19 protein-coding genes are annotated in these 20,991 nt (G+C 62.9%); 12 read left to right on the plus strand and 7 right to left on the minus strand.

All coding sequences use genetic code 11. The features are described from left to right. The first annotated feature begins 101 nt into the window (after window positions 1-101). Both secD and secF read left to right on the plus strand, forming a co-directional pair. Complete coding sequence (gene secD / locus SB753_RS19040) at window positions 102-2,159, plus strand: protein translocase subunit SecD (protein ID WP_410801306.1); 2,058 nt, start codon at window positions 102-104, stop codon at window positions 2,157-2,159. Window positions 2,160-2,177: 18 nt separating this feature from the next. Then, entirely contained in the window at window positions 2,178-3,128 is a 951-nt protein-coding gene (gene secF, locus SB753_RS19045; protein ID WP_020069677.1) for a protein translocase subunit SecF, read from the plus strand. Window positions 3,129-3,264: 136 nt separating this feature from the next. Here the strand turns inward: secF and SB753_RS19050 are convergent, their stop codons facing one another. The 4 genes from SB753_RS19050 to SB753_RS19065 form a co-directional block, all read right to left on the minus strand. Further along, window positions 3,265-4,542: an MFS transporter gene (locus tag SB753_RS19050; protein WP_020069676.1), complete on the minus strand. Its 1,278-nt coding sequence runs from the start codon at window positions 4,540-4,542 to the stop codon at window positions 3,265-3,267. Between the two features lie 320 nt (window positions 4,543-4,862). Then, on the minus strand, window positions 4,863-5,435 hold the full coding sequence (locus SB753_RS19055) for a YceI family protein (protein WP_020069675.1): 573 nt from the start codon (window positions 5,433-5,435) through the stop codon (window positions 4,863-4,865). A gap of 63 nt (window positions 5,436-5,498) precedes the next feature. Then, window positions 5,499-6,062: a YceI family protein gene (locus SB753_RS19060; RefSeq protein WP_410801308.1), complete on the minus strand. Its 564-nt coding sequence runs from the start codon at window positions 6,060-6,062 to the stop codon at window positions 5,499-5,501. Window positions 6,063-6,070: 8 nt separating this feature from the next. Next, entirely contained in the window at window positions 6,071-6,631 is a 561-nt protein-coding gene (locus SB753_RS19065; RefSeq protein ID WP_410801310.1) for a cytochrome b, read from the minus strand. A 375-nt stretch (window positions 6,632-7,006) separates the two neighbouring features. On the opposite strand from SB753_RS19065, the gene SB753_RS19070 reads away from it, so the two are divergent. From SB753_RS19070 to SB753_RS19100, 7 genes are all read left to right on the plus strand, one after another. Next, window positions 7,007-7,786 (plus strand): paraquat-inducible protein A, encoded by a 780-nt coding sequence (locus SB753_RS19070; protein WP_410801312.1) that lies wholly within the window; start codon window positions 7,007-7,009, stop codon window positions 7,784-7,786. Between the two features lie 7 nt (window positions 7,787-7,793). After that, window positions 7,794-8,444: a paraquat-inducible protein A gene (locus SB753_RS19075; protein WP_020069671.1), complete on the plus strand. Its 651-nt coding sequence runs from the start codon at window positions 7,794-7,796 to the stop codon at window positions 8,442-8,444. Next, on the plus strand, window positions 8,437-10,095 hold the full coding sequence (locus SB753_RS19080; RefSeq protein ID WP_087750846.1) for an intermembrane transport protein PqiB: 1,659 nt from the start codon (window positions 8,437-8,439) through the stop codon (window positions 10,093-10,095). Before SB753_RS19075 ends, SB753_RS19080 begins: the two co-directional genes overlap by 8 nt. Next, window positions 10,092-10,871 carry a PqiC family protein gene (locus SB753_RS19085; protein ID WP_410801314.1) on the plus strand — a complete coding sequence of 260 codons (780 nt, stop codon included), beginning with the start codon at window positions 10,092-10,094 and terminating at the stop codon, window positions 10,869-10,871. The genes SB753_RS19080 and SB753_RS19085 overlap by 4 nt, the downstream gene beginning before the upstream one ends. Window positions 10,872-11,253: 382 nt before the next feature. Next, on the plus strand, window positions 11,254-12,543 hold the full coding sequence (locus SB753_RS19090) for a class I SAM-dependent RNA methyltransferase (RefSeq protein WP_020069668.1): 1,290 nt from the start codon (window positions 11,254-11,256) through the stop codon (window positions 12,541-12,543). A gap of 335 nt (window positions 12,544-12,878) precedes the next feature. Continuing rightward, window positions 12,879-13,262, plus strand: coding sequence for a VOC family protein (locus SB753_RS19095; RefSeq protein WP_087750848.1), 384 nt, complete (start codon window positions 12,879-12,881; stop codon window positions 13,260-13,262). 71 nt (window positions 13,263-13,333) lie between these two features. Then, a complete protein-coding gene (locus SB753_RS19100) occupies window positions 13,334-14,074 on the plus strand; it encodes a helix-turn-helix transcriptional regulator (RefSeq protein WP_410801316.1) in 741 nt (246 codons plus the stop codon). A gap of 111 nt (window positions 14,075-14,185) precedes the next feature. On the opposite strand, the gene SB753_RS19105 is transcribed toward SB753_RS19100, so the two are convergent. The 3 genes from SB753_RS19105 to SB753_RS19115 are packed head-to-tail and all read right to left on the minus strand — an operon-like array spanning window position 14,186 to window position 17,138. After that, window positions 14,186-15,640, minus strand: coding sequence for an NAD(P)(+) transhydrogenase (Re/Si-specific) subunit beta (locus tag SB753_RS19105; protein WP_087750850.1), 1,455 nt, complete (start codon window positions 15,638-15,640; stop codon window positions 14,186-14,188). Beyond that, complete coding sequence (locus SB753_RS19110) at window positions 15,640-15,969, minus strand: NAD(P) transhydrogenase subunit alpha (protein WP_006047931.1); 330 nt, start codon at window positions 15,967-15,969, stop codon at window positions 15,640-15,642. Before SB753_RS19110 ends, SB753_RS19105 begins: the two co-directional genes overlap by 1 nt. Window positions 15,970-15,995: 26 nt before the next feature. Continuing rightward, a complete protein-coding gene (locus SB753_RS19115; protein ID WP_020069664.1) occupies window positions 15,996-17,138 on the minus strand; it encodes a Re/Si-specific NAD(P)(+) transhydrogenase subunit alpha in 1,143 nt (380 codons plus the stop codon). A 292-nt stretch (window positions 17,139-17,430) separates the two neighbouring features. Here SB753_RS19115 and SB753_RS19120 point away from each other — a divergent pair, with 292 nt between their 5' ends. The 3 genes from SB753_RS19120 (at window position 17,431) to SB753_RS19130 (ending at window position 20,916) form a co-directional block, all read left to right on the plus strand. Next, window positions 17,431-17,910 (plus strand): NUDIX hydrolase, encoded by a 480-nt coding sequence (locus SB753_RS19120; RefSeq protein ID WP_410801318.1) that lies wholly within the window; start codon window positions 17,431-17,433, stop codon window positions 17,908-17,910. A gap of 70 nt (window positions 17,911-17,980) precedes the next feature. After that, on the plus strand, window positions 17,981-19,126 hold the full coding sequence (gene mnmA, locus SB753_RS19125; RefSeq protein WP_027777874.1) for a tRNA 2-thiouridine(34) synthase MnmA: 1,146 nt from the start codon (window positions 17,981-17,983) through the stop codon (window positions 19,124-19,126). A 179-nt stretch (window positions 19,127-19,305) separates the two neighbouring features. Then, window positions 19,306-20,916, plus strand: coding sequence for an FMN-binding glutamate synthase family protein (locus SB753_RS19130; protein WP_288824505.1), 1,611 nt, complete (start codon window positions 19,306-19,308; stop codon window positions 20,914-20,916). Window positions 20,917-20,991: the final 75 nt, after the last annotated feature.

Raw genomic sequence — 20,991 nt, forward strand, 5'->3', positions numbered from 1 at the left:
GTCCGGCGCGGCCTCGCCGGCGATCAGGCAAGCAGACGCCGGATCGCCCGCGCTCATCGCCGGGCGCATCGCTTTCAAGCCAACCTTCCGTTGGACTACTCATGAATCGTTACCCCCTCTGGAAATATGCCGTGATGCTGGTGGCTCTCGTCATCGGCCTCGTGTACACGCTGCCCAACCTGTTCGGCGAAGCGCCGGCGGTGCAGGTGTCGAGCGGCAAGGCAACGGTCAAGCTCGACTCGACCACGCTGTCGGCAGTCGAAGCCGCGCTCGCAGCCAATCAGATCAAAGCAGACGACGTCACGTTCGACAACACGTCGGCCAACGCAAACATTCGCGTGCGCCTGCCGGACACCGACACGCAATTGCGCGTGAAAGACCTGCTGCAGAAGTCGCTGAACAGCGACCCCACCGACCCGCAGTTCATCGTGGCGCTCAACCTGCAAAGTGCGTCGCCGCGCTGGCTGACCGCATTGCACGCGCTGCCCATGTACCTCGGTCTCGACTTGCGCGGCGGTGTGCACTTCCTGCTGCAGGTCGACATGGCGGGCGCGCTGAACAAGAAGCTCGACTCCGACGCGTCGGACGCGCGCACGCTCCTGCGCGACAACAACATTCGCGACGGCGGCGTGAACCGCGTCAACCAGACGGTGGTGATCAATTTCGCCGACCAGGCCACGGCGGACAACGCAGTGAAACAACTGAGCCGCAGTATCAGCGAGCTCCAGTGGACGTCGCAGAACGGCACTGACGGCTCCGTGCAGCTCGTCGGCACCTTCACGCCGGCTGTGCAAAGAGCCGTGCAGGACGCAGCGCTCAAGCAGAACATCACCACGTTGCATAACCGCGTGAACGAACTCGGCGTGGCCGAGCCGGTGATCCAGCAACAGGGCGCCGACCGCATCGTGGTCGAACTGCCGGGCGTGCAGGACACGGCGAAGGCGAAGGACATCATCGGCCGCACGGCAACGCTCGAAGCGCGCCTCGCCGATCCGGTCAACACGCATCCGAATCCGTCCGACCCGGTTCCGCCGGGCGACGAGCTGTTCACGCACGGCAACCAGACGCCGGTGCTGCTCAAGAAGCAGATCATTTTCACCGGCGACCGCATTATCGACGCGTCGGCGGGCTTCGACGAACATCAGCGTCCGTCCGTCAACATTCGCCTCGACTCGGCCGGCGGCCGCGCGGTGCGCAGCGTGTCGCGCGACAACATCGGCAAGCCGATGGCAATGGTGCTGTTCGAAAAAGGCAAGGGCGAAGTGCTGACGGTCGCGACGATCCAGTCGGAACTCGGCGATCGCTTCCAGATCACCGGCCAGGCCACGCCGCAAGGCGCCGCCGACCTCGCGCTGCTGCTGCGCGCCGGTTCGCTGGCCGCGCCGATGGACATCATCGAGGAACGCACGATCGGCCCGAGCCTTGGCGCCGACAACATCAAGAAGGGCTTCCACTCGGTCGTGTGGGGCTTCGCGGCGATCGCCGTCTTCATGATTGCGTACTACATGCTGTTCGGCGTGATCTCGATGATCGGCCTGTCCGTGAACCTGTTGCTGCTGATCGCGGTGCTGTCGATGCTGCAGGCCACGCTCACGTTGCCCGGCATCGCCGCAATCGCGCTCGCGCTCGGTATGGCGATCGACGCCAACGTGCTGATCAACGAACGCGTGCGTGAAGAACTGCGCAACGGCGCGCCGCCGCAACTGGCCATTCAGAACGGCTACGCGCATGCATGGGCGACGATTCTCGACTCGAACGTCACCACGCTGATCGCCGGTATCGCGCTGCTCGCATTCGGCTCAGGCCCTGTGCGCGGTTTCGCGATCGTGCACTGTATCGGCATTCTGACGTCGATGTTCTCGGCAGTGTTCTTCTCGCGCGGCATCGTCAACCTTTGGTACGGCGGCAAGAAGAAACTGAAGTCGCTGGCAATCGGCCAGGTGTGGCGTCCGGAAACGGCGCCTGCGGGCTCCGCTGCTTATCTCGGCACCGACGACGCACCGACCGACACGGCGCAGGCCATGCGTGCCGCATCGGCCGCCGCGAAGCCAAAGGCGCCGGTCGCTGCCGCGCAGTCGCGCGCGGGCAAGCCGACCGTACGCCGCCGCAATGCACAGGGCACGCCGAACACGCCGCAGAAACCGGGTTCATCCCGCTGAGTCCCGGAGAACAAGACCATGGAATTTTTCCGCTTTCGTAAAGACATTCCGTTCATGCAGCGTGCGTTGATCTTCAACGCAATTTCGCTGCTGACGTTCCTCGCCGCGGTGTTTTTTCTCGTGCACCGGGGACTGCATCTGTCGGTGGAGTTCACCGGCGGTACCGTGATCGAAGTCCAGTATCCGGGTGCCGCGCCGCTCGATCCGGTGCGTGGCACGCTGAGCAAGCTCGGCTACGCCGACGCGCAGGTGCAGAACTTCGGCACCTCACGCGACGTGCTGATCCGTTTGCCGCTCAAGCAGGGTTTGACGTCCGCGCAGCAAAGCGATCAGGTCATGAGCGCGCTGAAAACCGAAACGCCGCAGGTGCAGTTGCAGCGCGTCGAGTTCGTCGGCCCGCAAGTCGGCAAGGAACTCGCCACCGACGGTTTGCTTGCGCTCGCCTGCGTGGTCGCGGGCATCGTGATCTATCTGTCGTTCCGCTTCGAATGGAAGTACGCGGTGGCGGGCGTGATCGCGAACTTGCACGACGTCGTGATCATTCTCGGCTTTTTCGCGTTTTTCCAGTGGGAGTTCTCGCTGTCGGTGCTGGCCGCCGTGCTCGCGGTGCTCGGCTATTCGGTGAACGAATCGGTGGTTATTTTCGACCGGATTCGTGAGACGTTCCGCCGCGAGCGCAAGATGACCGTGATCGAAGTGATCAACCACGCAATCACCAGCACCATGTCGCGAACCGTCATCACGCACGGATGTACGCAGATGATGGTGCTGTCGATGTTCCTGTTCGGCGGCCCGACACTGCACTACTTCGCTCTGGCGCTGACGGTCGGTATCCTGTTCGGTATCTACTCGTCGGTGTTCGTTGCCGCGGCGCTTGCCATGTGGTTCGGCGTGAAGCGCGACGATCTGATCAAGGACAAGAAAGATCGCGTCGATCCGAACGATCCGAACGCGGGCGCTCAGGTTTGATCGCGCTAAAGTAAGTAACGCATTGGCAACAAAAAAGGCCGGTTCATCGCGAACCGGCCTTTCTGTTTGTGGCGTTGTCCTCAGCGCTTCATTGCCCGGCTCGCCGGGTCCGCCGGCTGACTGAAACCGTAGACATCTACCGAAAGCCCAATTTGCGCCGCGCCGCAATCAGCGCTGCGACACTCAGGAGCGCGGCAAAAATCAGGTAGTAACTGGGCGCGGCCTTCGAACCCGTAAAGCCGATCAACCACGCGATGATGAAGGGCCCAAAGCCGCCGAACACCGTCACCGCGATGTTATAGGCAAGCGACATGCCGGTCGTGCGTGTTTGCACCGGAAACATCTCAGACAGCAAACCCGGCAACGCCGCGAAATAGCCTGTCATGAGAAAGCCGAGCACCACCTGGAGTGCGATCAGCGTGCCAAAGGTTGGATGCGCGACGAGATACACGAACGCCGGATAAATCAGCACGAGAAGCAGCACTGCCGAAATCAGCATGATCGTGGTGCGCCCATGCCGGTCCGACAGATGCCCGACCACCGGCGCAAACACCATCTGAATCAAGCCCGTCAGCGCGATGGCGGAGAACGCGACCGAAGGTGCAAGCCCCAGTTGCTTCACGCCGAACGTCGGCATGAACAACACGAGGTAAGTGGATACGGTGCCAAGCACCACCGCGCCGATTGCTATCAGTAGCCGCAATTTCTGACTCGTGAACGTGTCGCGCAGCGGCGTGCTCGTCGTTTCGGCAGCGAGAAACTCCGGCGTTTCATCGAGCTTCGTGCGGATGTACCAGGCGACTGGTCCGATCAGGAGCCCGAAGAAGAACGGCACGCGCCATCCCCAAGACGCCATCTGGTCCGGCGTCAGATTGCCCGTCAGTGCGACGCCGAAACCCGCGGCAAGCAGCGTGGTGAGCCCCTGGCTTGCGACCTGCCAGCTTGCGAAAAAGCCGCGCCGCCCCGGCACATGTTCCGCGAGGAAGGCGGTGGCGCTGCCGAACTCACCGCCCGCCGAAAAACCCTGCATCAATCGCGCGATGACGAGAATCACGGGCGCGGCAATGCCAATGCTCCTGTAAGTCGGCAAAACCGCGATGATCAGCGTGCCGCCCATCATCAGCAGAATGGACAGCGTGAGCGCGGCCTTGCGCCCGGCGCGGTCCGCATATGCGCCAATCACGATTGCACCGAGCGGACGCATGAAGAACGACACGCCGAACGTGCCGAGCGTGAGCAGCAGCGAAACGGTGTCGTTGCCGGCGGGAAAGAACAGCTTGGCGATGACCACGGCGAAAAAGCCGTAGACGACCAGATCGAACCACTCCAGCGCGTTGCCGATCGATGCGGCGATCACCGCCCGCCACGAATTTCGCCGGCTTCCCGCAAGGCTTGCTGCTGTCGTTGCGTTCATGCAGATCTCCAGTTTGCGCGAATATTATGGATGCGGACTCAGGTCCCATCTCGCCGTATTGGATGCGCGCACAACCAACGCGGTGCCAGCGCTCTATGTACCCGAAAAATTAAACCGAGGCGAGCGGCAAATTACGCGCCCGCGCCGCATAACGCTCGCACGGCGCGATGCGCGGCCTGCTCCATGAAAAAACCGCTTCGTCGCGGAAGCGAACGAAGCGGTCATATATTCAGCGAGACGCGAAGCGCTGTTCGTGCTGCGCCGCAACGGCGGCGTCATCGCGTCATTGTGAATCGGTGCGCATGCACGCACCTCAGCGGTTACTGTTGCTTGATGCCTTCAGCCTGAATGTGCAGCTTGGTGTCCATATTGAAGCCGTACTTTGTGCCGAAGTCGATACCGTAGTCCGCGCGGTCGAAATGACCGCTCGCTTCCACGCCGCACACTTCGCGCTTAAGCACCGGGTGCTGCATGCACTTGAACGACTCGACCTTCAGGTTCAGCGGCTTCGTCACGCCGTGCAGCGTCAAGGTGCCGATCACTTCCGAAGGCTTGTCGCCGTCGAACTTGATGTCCGTGCCTTTGTAGGTCGCGGCGGGAAACTTCGACACGTCGAAGAATTCAGCCGACTTCAGATGGTCGTCGAGCTTGCCGTTCCCGGTGGCGATCGAAGCGGGATCCACGTTCACTTCGACGGTACCCGTCTTTGCGGTGCGGTCCAGCGTGACAGTGCCGGAACTCTTAGTGAACTTGCCACGCCATACGGACAGTCCGCCGAAGTGGTCTGCTTCGAAGCTCGGATAGGTGTGAGTCGGGTCGAGCTGATAAGTGTCGGCGGCGGCGAATGCGCTGAGCGAAACACAGGAGGCCAATGCACCGGCGGCGATCAACATGGATGTCTTCAATTCATGCTCCCAGTCAGTTAAAAACGGCTGCACTGAACCGCGCAGCGCAAGTTATTTATGTGCGGCGACGATATGAAACTTGATGACCACGTCATCGGCAACAACCGACGTGTCTTTCCATTCGCCCGTGCCGATGTCGAATTGCGAGCGCTTGATCGGCAACGAACCGTCGAACGTTTGCGTCGCACCTTGCTGCGTGACGGTGACCGGCACCACCACCGTCTGCGATTTGCCCTTGATGGTCAGCTTGCCAGTCACTTTGTACTGGTTGCCGCCGGCCGGCGCAATGGCGCTGGAAACGAACGTGGCGCTGGGATAGGTCTTTGCGTCGAACCATTCCTTGCCGCGCACCTGATCGTTGTAGCTCTCGTCGCCGAGATCGTAGCTGCCGACGTCGATGTTCAGCTGAGCGCTGCCCTCGGTCGGCTTGGCCGGGTCGAACTTGATCTGCGCACTGAATTTGCCGAACTTGCCTTCCACCGGCACGTTCATCTGCTTGGACGTGGCCGTCACCGAACTCTTTGCGACATCGACCTGGGCCAGCGCGCTGCCAGTTGCGGTCAGCGAAACCGCGGCAAATGCGGCGAGCATATAGCGATAAATCGAGACCTTCATGGTTGTCCTTATTTGAGGAAGGGAAGCATGCGCGACAGCAAGCCGTCGCGGTCCAGCCACTGATGCTTGAGCGCCGCCGCTACATGCAGCCCGACCAGCACCAGCAATGTGTAATTCAGCACGATATGGACGTTCTTGAGCAATTCCTTCAGATGCGGGTCCGGCGCGATCAGACGCGGCAGCGGAATCAACCCGAGATAGACAACCGGCACATTTGCCGCCGAGCTGTACAGATAGCCGGAGACGGGAATGGCGATCATCAATGCATAGAGGAGCAAATGCACGAAGTGCGCGGCGCCGCGCTGCCAGGCGGGCATGCGGCGCGGCATCGCCGGAGCGCCATGCGTCGCGCGCCACAGGATGCGCACGATGGCCAGCGCAAATACCGTCACGCCAATCCATTTATGCCACGAGAAATAGCGCAGTTTGGTCGGCGTGAAGCCAGGGATGTCGGTCATCACCCAGCCGAGCGCAAAGCCGCAGACGATCAGCAATGCGATCAGCCAATGAAAGGCAATGGCAGTCCGCGTGTACGACTCCCGGCCACCGAATGAAGGATTGTGTGCCATGACAGGTGAACGCTTGCTAAGAGAGGTTAACGGTGCGGCAGGCCCGGCTATTCCGTGCCGATGCAAAGTCTATCGGCGGATAACCCGGTGCCGCGGCCTTCGAGACACGCCAGGCCGCCATGCTACCCGAAGCGGAAAAAGCTGGCTGCGGCAACGCGAAATTTACCGAAAGGCGACCTGGGGCGCGCCTCGCCACGCCGTTGAACAATTGGGGACGGACGCTGTCAGAGCTTTCATTCACAAGGCGCAGCGCCCACGCGCGCGCCTGCAACGCGTTTGGTACTATTGCTGCACAAATTTTTTCGAACTGCGTTATTCGCCCACACTTGCGACCGGCATTGCACGCTTACTCACATATCGTTGGCCCGCTGCCGTATGGAAAATGACAACCTGATTGCGTGCCACGAGTGCGATACGCTATTCCGCAAGCCGCGGCTTGCCGGGCGCAAACTCGCGCGCTGTCCGCGTTGCCGTGCGACGCTCTACAGCGGCGTGTCGCGCAAGCTGGAGGGCATCAGCGCCATGACTCTTGCCGCGCTGATCACATTCCTGATCGCGCAGGGATTTCCCATCGTCGAACTCGAAACCAATGGCATTACCTCGCAGACCACGCTGTTCGGCGCGCTCGTCGCCCTCTGGAACGAGGACATGCAGATCGTCGCGGTCATGGTGTTCTGTTCGACCATTCTGTTTCCGCTCACCGAACTCGTCGCGCTGCTCTACGTTCTGATTCCGCTGCGCTCCGGCTATGTGCCTGCGGGCTTCAACCGCGTCTTGCGCGCTATCCAGTTCGTCCGTCCCTGGGGGATGATCGAAGTGTTCATGCTCGGTGTGCTGATCACCATCGTGAAGATGGTCAGTCTCGCGCGCGTGATACCCGAGGCGGCGCTTTTCGCGTTCGGCGCGCTGACACTGATGTTCGCCGTGGTCGTCACCTTCGACCCGCGCATTCTGTGGGATCTCGCGGACGAACTCGGCGCACGCAGTCAGCGGCCACTGCCGCGCAGTTCGGCCGATAGCGCGGCACTCGCCGTCGGCGCGGTTGCCGGCCCGCCCGCTCCGCCCGCGCTGCTAGTCGACGCGGAGCCGGGCGTAGACCGCGGCCAGGCCCCCGACGCAAGCCCCGGCGTACCGCCGGCGCCGCATCGAGGGTGACCCGCGCATGAAATACATCACCGCAAGACGCGCGGGCCTCGTCGCCTGCCACGCGTGTGGACGTGTCGAACCGCGCATCCGCTCGATCACGCCGCAGCATTGCTCACGGTGCGGCTCGCGCCTGCACTCGCGCAATCCGGACAGCCTCATGCGCACGTGGGCGCTGCTGATCGCGGCGGCGTTGCTGTATATTCCGGCAAATTTGTTGCCGGTCATGCATACCTCGTCGCTGCTGGGTTCGGAGGACGACACCATCATGAGCGGCGTCGTGTACTTCTGGACGTCCGGCGACTGGCCGCTTGCGGTAATCGTGTTCGTCGCCAGCATCATGGTGCCGATGCTCAAGCTGAGCGTGCTCGCGCTCCTCACCATTACCGCGCAGCGCCGCTCGCGCTGGCGTCCGGAGCAACGCACCACGCTTTACCGGATGGTCGAACGGATCGGCCGCTGGTCGATGCTCGACGTGTTCGTGGTCACATTGACGGTCGCGCTGGTGCGCTTCAAGTCGCTTGCAGTCATCACGGCTGGACCGGGCGCGATCGCGTTCGGCTCGGTGGTGATCCTCACGATGATGGCATCCATGCAATTCGATCCACGGCTCATCTGGGACGACGTGGACGGCAGTACTCAAAAACCTCAGGATCTCGAACATGACTAGCCCGCCAGGACCGACGCCCGCCCCCGATGCGCCGCGCAACGATTCGAACGGACCGCAGTTGCCGCCCCAACTCCCAGACCCCCAGATCGAGCCGCGCAGCCGCTGGCTGCCGTCGCTCGTCTGGGTGATTCCGTTGATCGCCGCGCTGATCGGTATTGCGCTCGTCATCAAGTCGGCGACGGAGAAAGGCCCGACCATCACGATCAGTTTCGTCAGCGCCGAAGGGCTCGAGCCCGGCAAAACCAAGGTCAAATACAAGGACGTCGACGTCGGCGCGGTGAAGTCGATCACGTTGTCGAAAGATCTTTCTCACGTGCTCGTGCAGGTGCAGTTGACGAAGGAAGGCGAAGACTTCGCGGTCAAGGACTCCCGCTTCTGGGTCGTGCGCCCGCGGGTGGGCGCAAGCGGCGTGTCCGGGCTCACCACGCTCCTTTCGGGTGCCTATATCGGCGCGGACGCCGGCCATTCGCCCGACAGCGAGAAAAATTTTGTCGGCCTCGAGACGCCCCCGCCTATTACCGGCGACCAGAAGGGCCACCAGTTCATCCTGCACGGCGATTCGCTAGGCTCGATCGACATCGGTTCGCCGATTTTCTACCGTCGCGTGCAGGTCGGCCAGGTGGTGGGCTTCTCGCTCGACAAGGACGGCACCGGCGTGACGATGCAGGTGTTCGTGTCCGCACCGTTCGACCAGTACGTCGGCACCAATTCACGCTGGTGGCATGCGAGTGGCGTCGATCTGCGGCTCGATTCGAGCGGTTTCAAGCTGAATACGCAGTCGCTCGCGACGGTGATCGTCGGCGGTTTGTCGTTCCAGTCGCCGCCCGGCCAGGGCGTGGGCGCGCAGGCGCCGAACAACATGACGTTCCGCCTCGGCTCGGACGAGGGCGACGCGATGCGCGAGCCGGACGGCGAGCCGCTACGCGTCGTAATGAACTTCAACCAGTCGCTGCGTGGGCTGTCGGTCGGCGCTACGGTGGACTTCCGCGGCATCGTGCTAGGTCAGGTGACGAACATCGGCATCGACTACGATCCGAAAACGCGCAGCTTCACGATGCCCGTGACCATGAACATCTACCCGGACCGCCTCGGCAAGCGCTTCCGCGAAACGGCTCCGGCGCCGGGCAGCCTTGCTGGTCAGAACCTGTTGCAACAGCTGGTCAAACACGGTCTGCGCGGCCAGTTGCGCACAGGCAATCTGATCACGAGCCAGCTCTATGTTGCGCTCGATATCTTCCCGAAGGCGCCGCCGGCCACCGTCGACGTAGCAAGCGATCCGCTCGAATTGCCGACGATCCCGAACACGCTCGACGAGTTGCAGCTCCAGGTGGCGGACATCGCGAAGAAGCTCGACAAGGTACCGTTCGACCAGATCGGCAACAACCTGAACAGCGCGCTGAAGAATGCCGATCAGCTCTTCAAGCGCCTCGACACGGAAGTCGTGCCGCAAGCCCGCGACACCCTGGCGGCGGCGAAGCAGACCTTCGGCTCGGCGGAGGCGACGTTGCAGCAGGACTCGCCGTTGCAGTCGGACGTGCATCAGGCGTTGCAGGAATTGACGCGGACGTTGCAGTCGCTGAATGCGCTGTCGGATTATCTGGAGCGTCACCCCGAATCGTTGTTGCGCGGTAAAGCAGGAGATAAACCATGATGTTTGCCCGCCTTTCCAGACTGTCCCGGCTTTCGCGCCTGCCGGGGGGGCCCGCGCGCAACGCTTTCCAAGCCGGTGCACTCGTCGCCGTGCTCGCACTGGCGGCGTGTGCATCGCCGAGTAGCCGGTTCTATACGCTCGGCGGCGCAATTGTGGGCGCTTCAGGGAACACGCCAGCGGGCGCGTCGAGCGTGCGTACGGCGGCGGCGCCGGCGTGGCTGATCGAAGTCGCACCGATCGACGTGCCGCCGCAAGTTGCCAAGACGCAGTTGGTCGTGCAAACAGGCCCGACGCAGGTGAAGGTGCTTGAAGAGGAGCGCTGGGCGTCATTGCCGGGCGACGAACTGCGCCGGGCGTTGTCGACAAGTCTCACGCAGCAGTTGAATACGATCGATGTGTATGGCACCGCTTATTCGGATACGACGCCCGTGTACCGGGTCAGCGTGAATGTGCAGCGGTTCGAATCGTGGCCGGGGTCGCATGCGCTGATCGACGCGGTGTGGAGTGTGCGGGCTGTTCGGAGTACTGCTGTGATGACTTGTCGCAGTGTCGTGAGCGAGCAGGTCGGGAGTGGGTACGATTCGCTTGTCGATGGGCATCGGAGGGCTTTGCAGCGGGTTTCTGAGCAGGTGGCGGGGGCTTTGCGGGCGATGGCTGCTTCTTCTGCTTCTTCCGGTGCAGCTGCTGCTGGCGCTTCTGCTTCGCAGGCAAAGGGGGCGGCGCGGGTCAATGTGCCGGCTTGTCCTTCCGACGGGGCAGCTGTTGCTGCGGGGTAGGTTTCGAAGGTGCGTGGGTTCCTTCGCCGTTTGAACCCCTTGGCCTTTCCTTGATTTCACGGTGGTCTATTGGCACTGCCCCTGTGCGGGGCGGCACTTACTTTCTTTGCATGCCGCAAAGAAAGTAAGCAACGAAAGCGGCTTTGCACCGCTAGCTCATAAGCGGGTCCCCTGGCTCGGAGGGGGTAGCGGTGCATCTGGAATCTGTGCCCTCGCACACTCCGCGTTTGTGACAAGGCAGTCATACCTCCCGCCTCGCACTGCGTGCTCGTCGGAAAGGTCTGCTCTCGAACCGCTCGCCTTCATTCCGTCAGCGAAAAAACGCGCCAGCCAACCGCGTACAATACGCCCTTACCCAACGCCCACCGGCTCGCCCCACCCCATGTCCTTTGATTTCTTCCTCCCCTGCCCGCGCGGCCTCGAAGCCTCGCTCGCCACTGAACTCGCCGAAATCGCCGCGAAACATCTGAACGGCGCGCCATTCTCGGCGGGGTCGCAAGTCCCCGGCGGCGTGCACTTCCGCGGCGGTTGGGCAGCCGGCATGGCGGCCAATCTGCATTCGCGCATCGCGAGCCGCGTGTTGCTGAAAATCGCGCATCGCCCGTATCGCAGTGAACAGGACATCTACGCGCTCGCCGTCGAACAACGTTGGGAGCAGTGGTTCTCCGCGAACGAAACTTTGCGCGTCGACGTTACCGCGATCAAGTCGCCGCTGCGCAGCCTCGAATTCACCACGCTGCGCGTAAAGGACGCCATCTGCGATCGGCTGCGCGAAGTCAGCGGCGCGCGCCCGAACATTGACACCGCGACGCCCGACGTCCGCGTGTTCGCGTTTCTCACCGCGACCGACTGCACGCTCTACCTCGACACGTCCGGCGATCCGCTCTTCAAGCGCGGCTGGCGCCTCGACAAGGGCGCCGCGCCGCTGCGCGAAAATCTCGCGGCGGGCATCCTGCGTCTGACGGGCTGGAATGCAGGCACGCCGCTGTACGACCCGATGTGCGGCAGCGGCACATTCCTCGCCGAAGCCGCGCAAGTCGCGCTGAACATCGCGCCGGGCGCGGAACGCCGCTTCGGCTTCGAAAAGCTCAAGCAATACGACAGCAAAACCTGGCAAACACTGAAGGCCGCCGCACTCGACGCCAAGCACGCCGCTCGCACCTCGCGCGCCGATCTGCAGATATTTGGCAGCGATATTTCCGGCGACATGCTCGACAAAGCGCGTGCGAATTTCCAGCGCGCAGGCTTGCCGTCGATCCCGCTCAAACAGGTCGACGCTCGCGGCATGACGCCGCCGAGCTCCGAGCCGGGCATTCTCGTCGCGAATCCTCCGTACGGCGAACGGATCGAAGTGCGCGGACGTAACGCGCGCGGCGAAATCCGCGAGCCGCGCAACCGCGATAATCGCGATGACGACAGCTTCCGCCGCGCCCAGGAAGAAACGCCGGACAGCGAATTTTTCCAGTCGCTCGGCGACGCGCTCAAGCAGCGCTTCACCGGCTGGCACGCGTTCATCCTGACTTCGGACCGCAAGCTGCCCGGCCAGTTGCGTCTGCGCGAATCGACCAAGACGCCGCTCTTCAACGGCGCGCTCGAATGCCGACTGTTCCGCTTCGACCTCATCGCAGGCAGCGTGCGCCAGCGGCCGCAGAACGACACGCCCGCCGACTGACGCCAGCCGCTCGCCACGCACCGTTTTTCCGGCGTAGAGGCGCGGCTTGCGCACCTCATAAACCCGAGCACAGACCGAAGCACAAGTAAAAGCAGAAGCAGGCCAAAGAAACCGCGGAACCGACTCCCGCGGTTTTTTTTCGCGTCGCCGAAACCGCACGCCCGACTCCTCCTTCTCGCACCCTACTGACACCACGCTGTCAGCAGCACGCCCGCACACTTCTCCTCACGCCATCCGGCGCTTTATACGGCTTATCCGCCGTCCATCCACCGAACCATCTTGCATGGGACCAGAGCAAGCGCTGAAGCACTGGCTCGGGTCAACAGGAGAGTGTCATGTCTGCATCGTCGAAAGTTGTTGCATGGTTTGAGATCCCGTCCGTCGATTTCGATCGCGCCGTCCGCTTCTATGAAATCGCGCTCGACGTCAAATTGAATCGCCAGGAAATAGGCGGGCAGCCGATTGCCGTGTTCGGCTACGAAGAACCGGCGACGGGCGGCGCGATCGTCCATAGTCCGTCGATGACGCCGAACGGCGACGGCGTGCTCGTCTATCTGAACGCGCAGCCGACCGTGGACGCCGCCCTCGCCCGCATCGAAGAAGCCGGCGGCAAGACCGACGGTCCGGTCGTCAAGCTGCCGCAGGATATCGGCTATATCGCGTTCTTCACCGATACCGAAGGCAACCGCCTCGGCCTGCACTCGCGGACCAACGGCTAGGTCGCAAAGCGTACGCAGCGCGGCACTCCACACCACGCGCACAGCGCCCGAAACGCTGACCGGAGCGCGGCATGCGGCGCTATCATCGCGGGACTGTCCCAGTCCTCTTCTACAAGACGCCCACGATGACGCGCCGCGCCGACCGCCTGTTCCAGATCGCCGAACTGCTGCGCGGCCGGCGCCTGACCACCGCGCAACAACTCGCCGACTGGCTCAACATCTCGCTGCGCACGGTCTATCGCGACGTGCGCGATCTGCAATTGTCGGGCGTGCCGATCGAGGGCGAGGCCGGCATTGGCTACCGGCTGAGCCGTGCGGCGAGTTTGCCGCCGCTCACCTTCACCGCCGACGAACTCGCAGCACTCGCCGCCGGCGCGCGCATGCTGGAATCCTGGGGCGGCGCCGACTTTGCAAGCGGAGCGCGCGGCGCGCTCGCCAAGATTGCCTCGGCGATGCCGGCGGACAAGCGCGCGTCGCTCGAAAGACTCGCTGTCTTCGCGCCGTCGTTCCATATCAGGAGTGATTTCTCGGCACAGCTCGACACGCTGCATCGAGCAATCGACACCCGGCAAGTGGTGAGCTTTTCGTACACCGATGCAAACGGCGCGGCAACCGAGCGCCGCGTGTGGCCGCTCGCGCTCGCGTATTGGGGTGCGCGCTGGACGCTAGGCGCGTGGTGTGAATTGCGCGGCGACTTCCGCAACTTTGGACTGGAGCGGATTCAGGAACTGGAAGTGCACGAACCTTATCCGGACCAGCAAGGCAGGCGGCTCGCGGACCTGTTGCGGCACGTCAACGCAAAGCCGCGCTAGCGCGACAACGCGAGCGATGCGTCGCGGCGGCCGGATTTTAAAAATACAGACTTCCGGTGTGGACGGAGTCCCGCGTCAACGGTCAAAAATCCGCGAGACTCCCACGCGCTTCTAGTCGACCGCCTTCACCATATCTTCGATCACCTTCTTGGCGTCGCCGAACACCATCATCGTCTTGTCCATGTAGAACAGGTCGTTGTCGAGCCCGGCATAACCCGCCGCCATCGAGCGCTTGTTCACAATGACAGTGCGTGCCTTGTAAGCCTCGATGATCGGCATGCCCGCAATCGGCGATTTGGGATCGTTCTTCGCGGCCGGGTTCACCACGTCGTTCGCGCCGAGCACGAGCACCACATCGACCTGGCCGAACTCGCCGTTGATGTCGTCCATCTCGAACACCATGTCGTACGGCACTTCGGCTTCGGCAAGCAGCACGTTCATATGGCCGGGCATCCGTCCCGCCACCGGGTGAATCGCGTACTTGACCTCAATGCCTTTCTCGACGAGCTTGTCGGTCAGTTCCTTCAACGCATGCTGCGCGCGCGCCACCGCAAGGCCATAACCCGGCACGATCACGACCGTTTCGGCGTTGCCGAGCATGAACGACGCATCGTCGGCGGAACCGGATTTCACCGGACGCTGCTCGGCCGAACCGCCCGCTGCCGCCGCGCCCGCCTCATTGCCGAAGCCGCCCAGAATGACGTTGAAGAACGAGCGGTTCATCGCGCGGCACATGATGTACGACAGAATCGCACCCGAGGACCCAACCAGCGAGCCCGCGATGATCAGCATCGGATTGTTGAGCGAGAAGCCGATCCCTGCCGCCGCCCAGCCCGAGTACGAGTTGAGCATGGACACGACGACCGGCATATCCGCGCCGCCGATCGGAATGATGATCAGCACGCCGAGCACGAACGCGATCGCCGTCATGACAATGAATGGCAGCCACGACTGCGTAAAAAAGAAGATGATGCCGAAGCCGAGCATCGCGATGGCGAGCATCAGGTTGATCAGGTGCTGGCCTGCGTACACGACCGGTGCGCCCTGAAAGAGGCGAAACTTGTATTTGCCCGAGAGCTTGCCAAACGCGATCACCGAACCGCTAAAAGTAATTGCGCCGACGAACGTGCCGATAAACAGCTCGACGCGATTGCCGTAAGGCAGAAAGCCCGGCACCGGGTACTCGGGATCGACGAGACCGAATGCGGCCGGCTCCGACACCACCGCATACGCAATGCAGACCGCCGCGAGACCGATCAGCGAGTGCATGGCCGCGACGAGCTCCGGCATCTTGGTCATCTCGACGCGCGCGGCGACAAACGCGCCGATAGCGCCGCCAATGATCAAAGCGACCAGCAGCAGTCCAAGACCCAGGCCAAGATTCGATCCGAGCGCGGTGGCCTGCTTCGCGATCAAGGCAATGGTCGTGAGAATCGCAATCGCCATCCCGACCATGCCGAACGTATTGCCGATGCGCGCGGTCTTCGGATTCGACAGCCCCTTGAGCGCCTGAATGAAGCAGACGGACGCGACCAGATAAAGCAGCGTGACGACGTTCAGGCTCATTACGCGTTCTCCTTGCTCTTGTCGGCGATCAGCTTCTTCGGCTCTTTCTTGCGGAACATCTCCAGCATTCGCCGCGTGACGAGGAAGCCGCCAAACACATTGACCGCCGCGAGCGCGACGGCGAGCGTGCCAAAAAACTTGCCCGGCGTGCCGAGCGTGAGGCCGGTTGCCAGCATCGCGCCGACAATCACGATCGCCGAAATGGCATTCGTCACGGCCATGAGCGGCGTGTGCAGAGCCGGCGTGACGTTCCAGACCACGTGGTAGCCGACGTAAATCGCCAGCACGAAAATGATCAGGTTGATGACGGTGTGGTTGAGCACTTCCATCGCCGTTTCTCCTCGGTGGATTCGTTTTATGCCTTGCGCGCGACTTCGCCGTCGCGGGCAAGCAGCGTGGCGGCGACGATGTCGTCGGCGAGGTCGATATTCAGCGCGCCTTCCTTCGTCACGATCAGCTTCAGGAAGTCGAGCAGATTGCGCGCATAGAGCGACGAAGCGTCGGCGGGCACCATCGAGGCCAGATTCGTGTAGCCAACAATCGTCACGCCATGCTTGACGACCACCTTGTCGGCTTCGGTCAGCGGACAGTTGCCGCCGCGCTGCCCTTCATAGTCCGCGCCGCGGCCCGCGGCAAGGTCGACCAGCACGGAGCCGGGTTTCATCGCCTGCACGGTTTCGACTGAGATCAGCGTCGGCGCCGCGCGGCCGGGAATCAATGCCGTGGAGATCACCACGTCGGCCTGCTTCGCGCGCTCGTGGACGAGCGCCGACTGCCGCTGCAGCCACGAGGGCGGCATGGGACGCGCATAGCCGCCGACGCCTTGGGCGGCTTCGCGCTCTTCATCGGTTTCATAAGGCACGTCGAGAAACTTCGCGCCAAGCGATTCGATCTGCTCTTTCACAGCCGGACGGACGTCGGACGCTTCGATCACGGCACCGAGGCGCTTGGCCGTCGCGATTGCCTGCAGGCCCGCCACGCCCGCGCCGAGAATCAGCACGCGCGCGGCTTTCACGGTGCCGGCCGCGGTCATCAGCATCGGCATGAAGCGCGGGTACAGCGTCGCCGCGAGCAGCACGGCCTTGTATCCGGCGATGTTCGCCTGCGACGACAGCACGTCGAGGCTTTGCGCGCGGGTCGTTCTGGGCGCGGCTTCGAGCGCGAACGCGGTAACGCCGGCCGCAGCCAGTTTTAGCGCATTCTCTGCGTTGAACGGATCGAGCATGCCGACCAGCACTGCGCCGCGCTTGAGAAGCGGCAGTTCGGCTTCGGTTGGAGACTGCACTTTGAGGACGAGCTCGGCGCCGAACGCGCTGGCGGCGTCGACGATTTCCGCTCCGGCGGCTGTGAAGGCGTCGTCGGGAAAGCTGGCGCCAGCACCGGCGCCGCTCTGGATGGTGACCCGATGGCCCTGGCTCACGTACTTCTTGACCGTTTCGGGCGTCGCGGCGACGCGGGTTTCGTGCGCGCGCGTCTCGGCTGGCACTCCGATGTGCATCGTGCTTCCTCCTCGACTTACTGTTTGACGACAGATCGGCCGACGAGGCACGCCGGCTTGCAAGTGCAACGGCTAACGCCTCACTTTACCCGAAACATGGGGGGCCGCAGAAATCGGGGACAATCCGGGGGTGCCGGTGGCCTGGCGCGCCCGGGACCGTGCGTGTCGGGGTTCGGCGGCCGTTCTGGGTCGCGTCCGAGCCGCGCGCCCCGCAGCCTGCGATCCAACCGCCCGGCGTGCCGGCCGCCCGCTTCCCGGCAGCGAGTGCCTATAAACGGTAAAATGCGCACCCATGAAACCGGAAACCTGGCTGCCGCACGTGACCGTCGCGGCCATCGTCGAGCGTGACGGGCGCTTTCTCGTGGTCGAGGAACACACGGCGGCCGGTCTGCGCCTGAATCAGCCGGCCGGCCATCTGGAAGCCGGCGAAACGTTGCTGGAAGCAGTGGTCCGCGAAACGCTCGAAGAAACCGCGCACCCGTTCACGCCCAAGGCACTGGTCGGCATGTACATGACGCATTTCGAGCGGCCGGACAGTGAAGGCGTCACGTATTTGCGCTTCACTTATTGCGGCACCGGCGGCGAACGCGAGGCAACACGCGCGCTCGATCCCGACATTGTGCGAACGTTGTGGATGAGCGCCGACGAACTGCGCGCCTGCCCCGAACGGCACCGCACGCCGCTCGTCATGCAATGCATCGACGATTACCTGGCAGGCCGGCGTTTCCCGCTCGACTTCGTGCATACGCATTCGGTCGGGCCGAAAAGGTAACCGCGGATAAAACCGCGCGTCAGCATCGACCCACGATCCATGAAGTTTCGCAGTACCCAGTGAGCATCTTATGAGCAAGCAGAAAGTCGTAGTAGGCATGTCGGGCGGCGTCGATTCGTCGGTTACCGCGTGGCTGCTCAAGGAACAGGGCTACGACGTGGTCGGCCTGTTCATGAAGAACTGGGAAGACGACGACGACAGCGAGTACTGCTCGACGCGCCAGGACTGGATCGACGTGGTGTCGGTCGCGGACCTGATCGGCATCGACGTGGAAGCGGTCAACTTCGCGTCCGAATACAAAGACCGCGTGTTCGCCGAGTTCCTGCGCGAATATTCCGCGGGACGCACGCCGAACCCGGACGTGCTGTGCAACGCCGAAATCAAATTCAAGGCCTTTCTCGACCACGCTATGTCGCTCGGCGCGGAAACCATCGCGACCGGCCACTACGCGCGCGTGCGTGAGAACAATGGCCGCTTCGAACTGCTGAAGGCGTTCGACCATACGAAAGATCAGTCGTACTTTCTTCATAGGTTGAACCAGGCGCAGTTGTCGAAGACGCTGTTTCCGCTCGGCGAAATTCCCAAAACGAAGGTGCGCGAAATCGCCGAACAGATCGCGCTGCCCAATGCGAAGAAGAAAGATTCCACCGGCATCTGCTTTATCGGCGAACGGCCGTTCCGCGACTTCCTGAACCGCTATCTGCCGACCAGGCCGGGCCCGATGAAAACCACCGACGGCAAAACAGTCGGCGAGCATATCGGACTCGCGTTTTACACGTTCGGACAGCGCAAGGGCATCGGTCTCGGCGGCAGCAAGGAAGGCAGCGGCGAGCCGTGGTTCGTGGCGGGTAAGGACATCGCGTCGAATACGCTGTACGTCGCGCAAGGTCACGATCATCCATGGCTCCTGAGTCATACGCTCAGCGCGGGCAACACGAGCTGGGTCGCGGGCGAACCGCCGGCGGAAGGCTTCGCCTGCGGCGCGAAGACCCGCTACCGGCAGGCAGATGCACGCTGCACGTTCACCACAGCGAACTACGGCGAAAGCCTCTTCGAACTCAATTTCGACGATGCGCAATGGGCTGTCACACCGGGGCAATCGGCGGTGCTCTACGATGGCGACGTGTGCCTCGGCGGCGGCATCATCGAACATGCTGCGACTGCGCAGCCGACCGCGAGCGAGCCGCAAAAAGCGGCGTTGCTGAGCGTGCGTTAAAGCCGCTCGCGTCTCCGGCAGTCCGTTTTTCCCGGCAGTCCGCTTTTCCCGGCAGTCCGCTTTTCCCGGCAGTCCGCTTTTCCCGACGGGCAGTCGCTCGTTTTCTTTCGCGGTGGATCCGTCCGCGCCGCCGGCGCCGGCGATCCCTCCGCGACGATCTTCACTGCACCGGAGTCCCCATGTTTGCTCGACGTTATCTGGCCATGTGGAGCGCAGTCGCGCTCCTCGCCGTTTGCGCGGCGCTCGCCGCGACGCATCATATGTCGTGGCTGTGGATCGCCGTGCCGCTCGCGCTCGTCGCGCTCGGCCTCTTCGATCTGGGTCAGCAGCGGCACGCAATTCTTCGCAACTATCCGCTGTGGGGCCATCTTCGTTTTCTGTTCGAGTTCATTCGCCCGGAAATCCGCCAATATTTCGTCGAAGGCGATACCGACGAAAAGCCGTTTTCGCGCGCTCAACGCAGCATCGTCTATCAGCGCGCGAAAAACGACGTCGATAGCCGCCCGTATGGAACCGAGGTCGACGTCAAAGCCGTCGCGCACGAATGGATCAGCCACTCGCTTGCGCCCACCACGCTCGATAGTCACGATTTCCGCATCGTCGTCGGCGCCGAACGCGCGCAGCCTTACTCGATGTCGATCTTCAACGTCTCGGCAATGAGCTTCGGCTCGCTGTCGGCGAACGCGATCATGGCGCTGAACCTCGGCGCGAAGAAAGGCAACTTTGCGCACGACACCGGCGAAGGCTCGATGTCGAAGTATCACCGCGAGCACGGCGGCGACATCATCTGGGAAATCGCGTCGGGCTATTTCGGCTGCCGTAACGACGACGGCACCTTCAGCGCGGAAAAATTCGCGAAGCAGGCGGCCGAACCCCAAGTAAAAATGATCGAGGTCAAGCTGTCGCAAGGCGCGAAGCCGGGTCATGGCGGCGTGTTGCCGGCCGCCAAAATCACACCTGAAATCGCCGAGACGCGCGGCGTGCCGATGGGCCGCGACTGCATTTCGCCGGCCACGCACTCGGAGTTTTCGACGCCGCGCGGGCTGCTCGAATTCGTCGACCGCTTACGCACGTTATCGGGCGGCAAGCCGACCGGGTTCAAGCTATGTATCGGGCACCCGTGGGAATTTTTCGGCATTGCCAAGGCGATGCTGGAGACGGGCATTCTGCCGGACTTCATCGTAGTAGACGGTGCGGAAGGCGGCACGGGCGCAGCGCCGCTCGAGTTCACCGATCACGTCGGCGTGCCGTTGCAGGAAGGCCTGCTGCTCGTGCACAACACGCTGGTCGGCATCGGCTTGCGGCAACGGATTCGCATCGGCGCGAGCGGCAAGATGATCACCGCGTTCGACATCACGAAGACACTCGCAATCGGCGCGGACTGGGTCAACGCGGCCCGCGGCTTCATGTTCGCGGTGGGCTGCATTCAGGCGCAAACCTGCCACACGGGACGCTGCCCGACCGGCGTCGCGACGCAAGACCCGGTGCGCCAGCGTGCGCTCGTCGTACCGGACAAGGCCGACCGCGTGTTCAGCTTCCACCACAACACGCTGCATGCGCTGAAGGAAATCATTCAGGCCGCCGGGTTGAAACACCCCGCCGAGTTGCGCGCGCATCACATCGTGCGGCGAGTGTCGTCGCATGAGGTGCAGTTGATGTCCGAGTTGCTCAAGTATCTCGAACCGGACGATCTGCTCAACGGGAAATACCGCTACTCGTTGTATGAGAAGTGGTGGCCGGTGGCACAAAGCGATTCGTTTTCGCCGAAGGCGGAGTTGGCGGTGGCGTGAGGGAGCGCCGCTCGTCCTGCCAGTCCCTCCCCAAAACCGGACGCCCCCCCGCCTTTCCGTTAAAATCGCAGGTTT

It is taken from the genome of Paraburkholderia sp. SIMBA_053, assembly GCF_046534895.1.
GTDB classification, from domain to species: Bacteria; Pseudomonadota; Gammaproteobacteria; order Burkholderiales; family Burkholderiaceae; genus Paraburkholderia; species Paraburkholderia caledonica.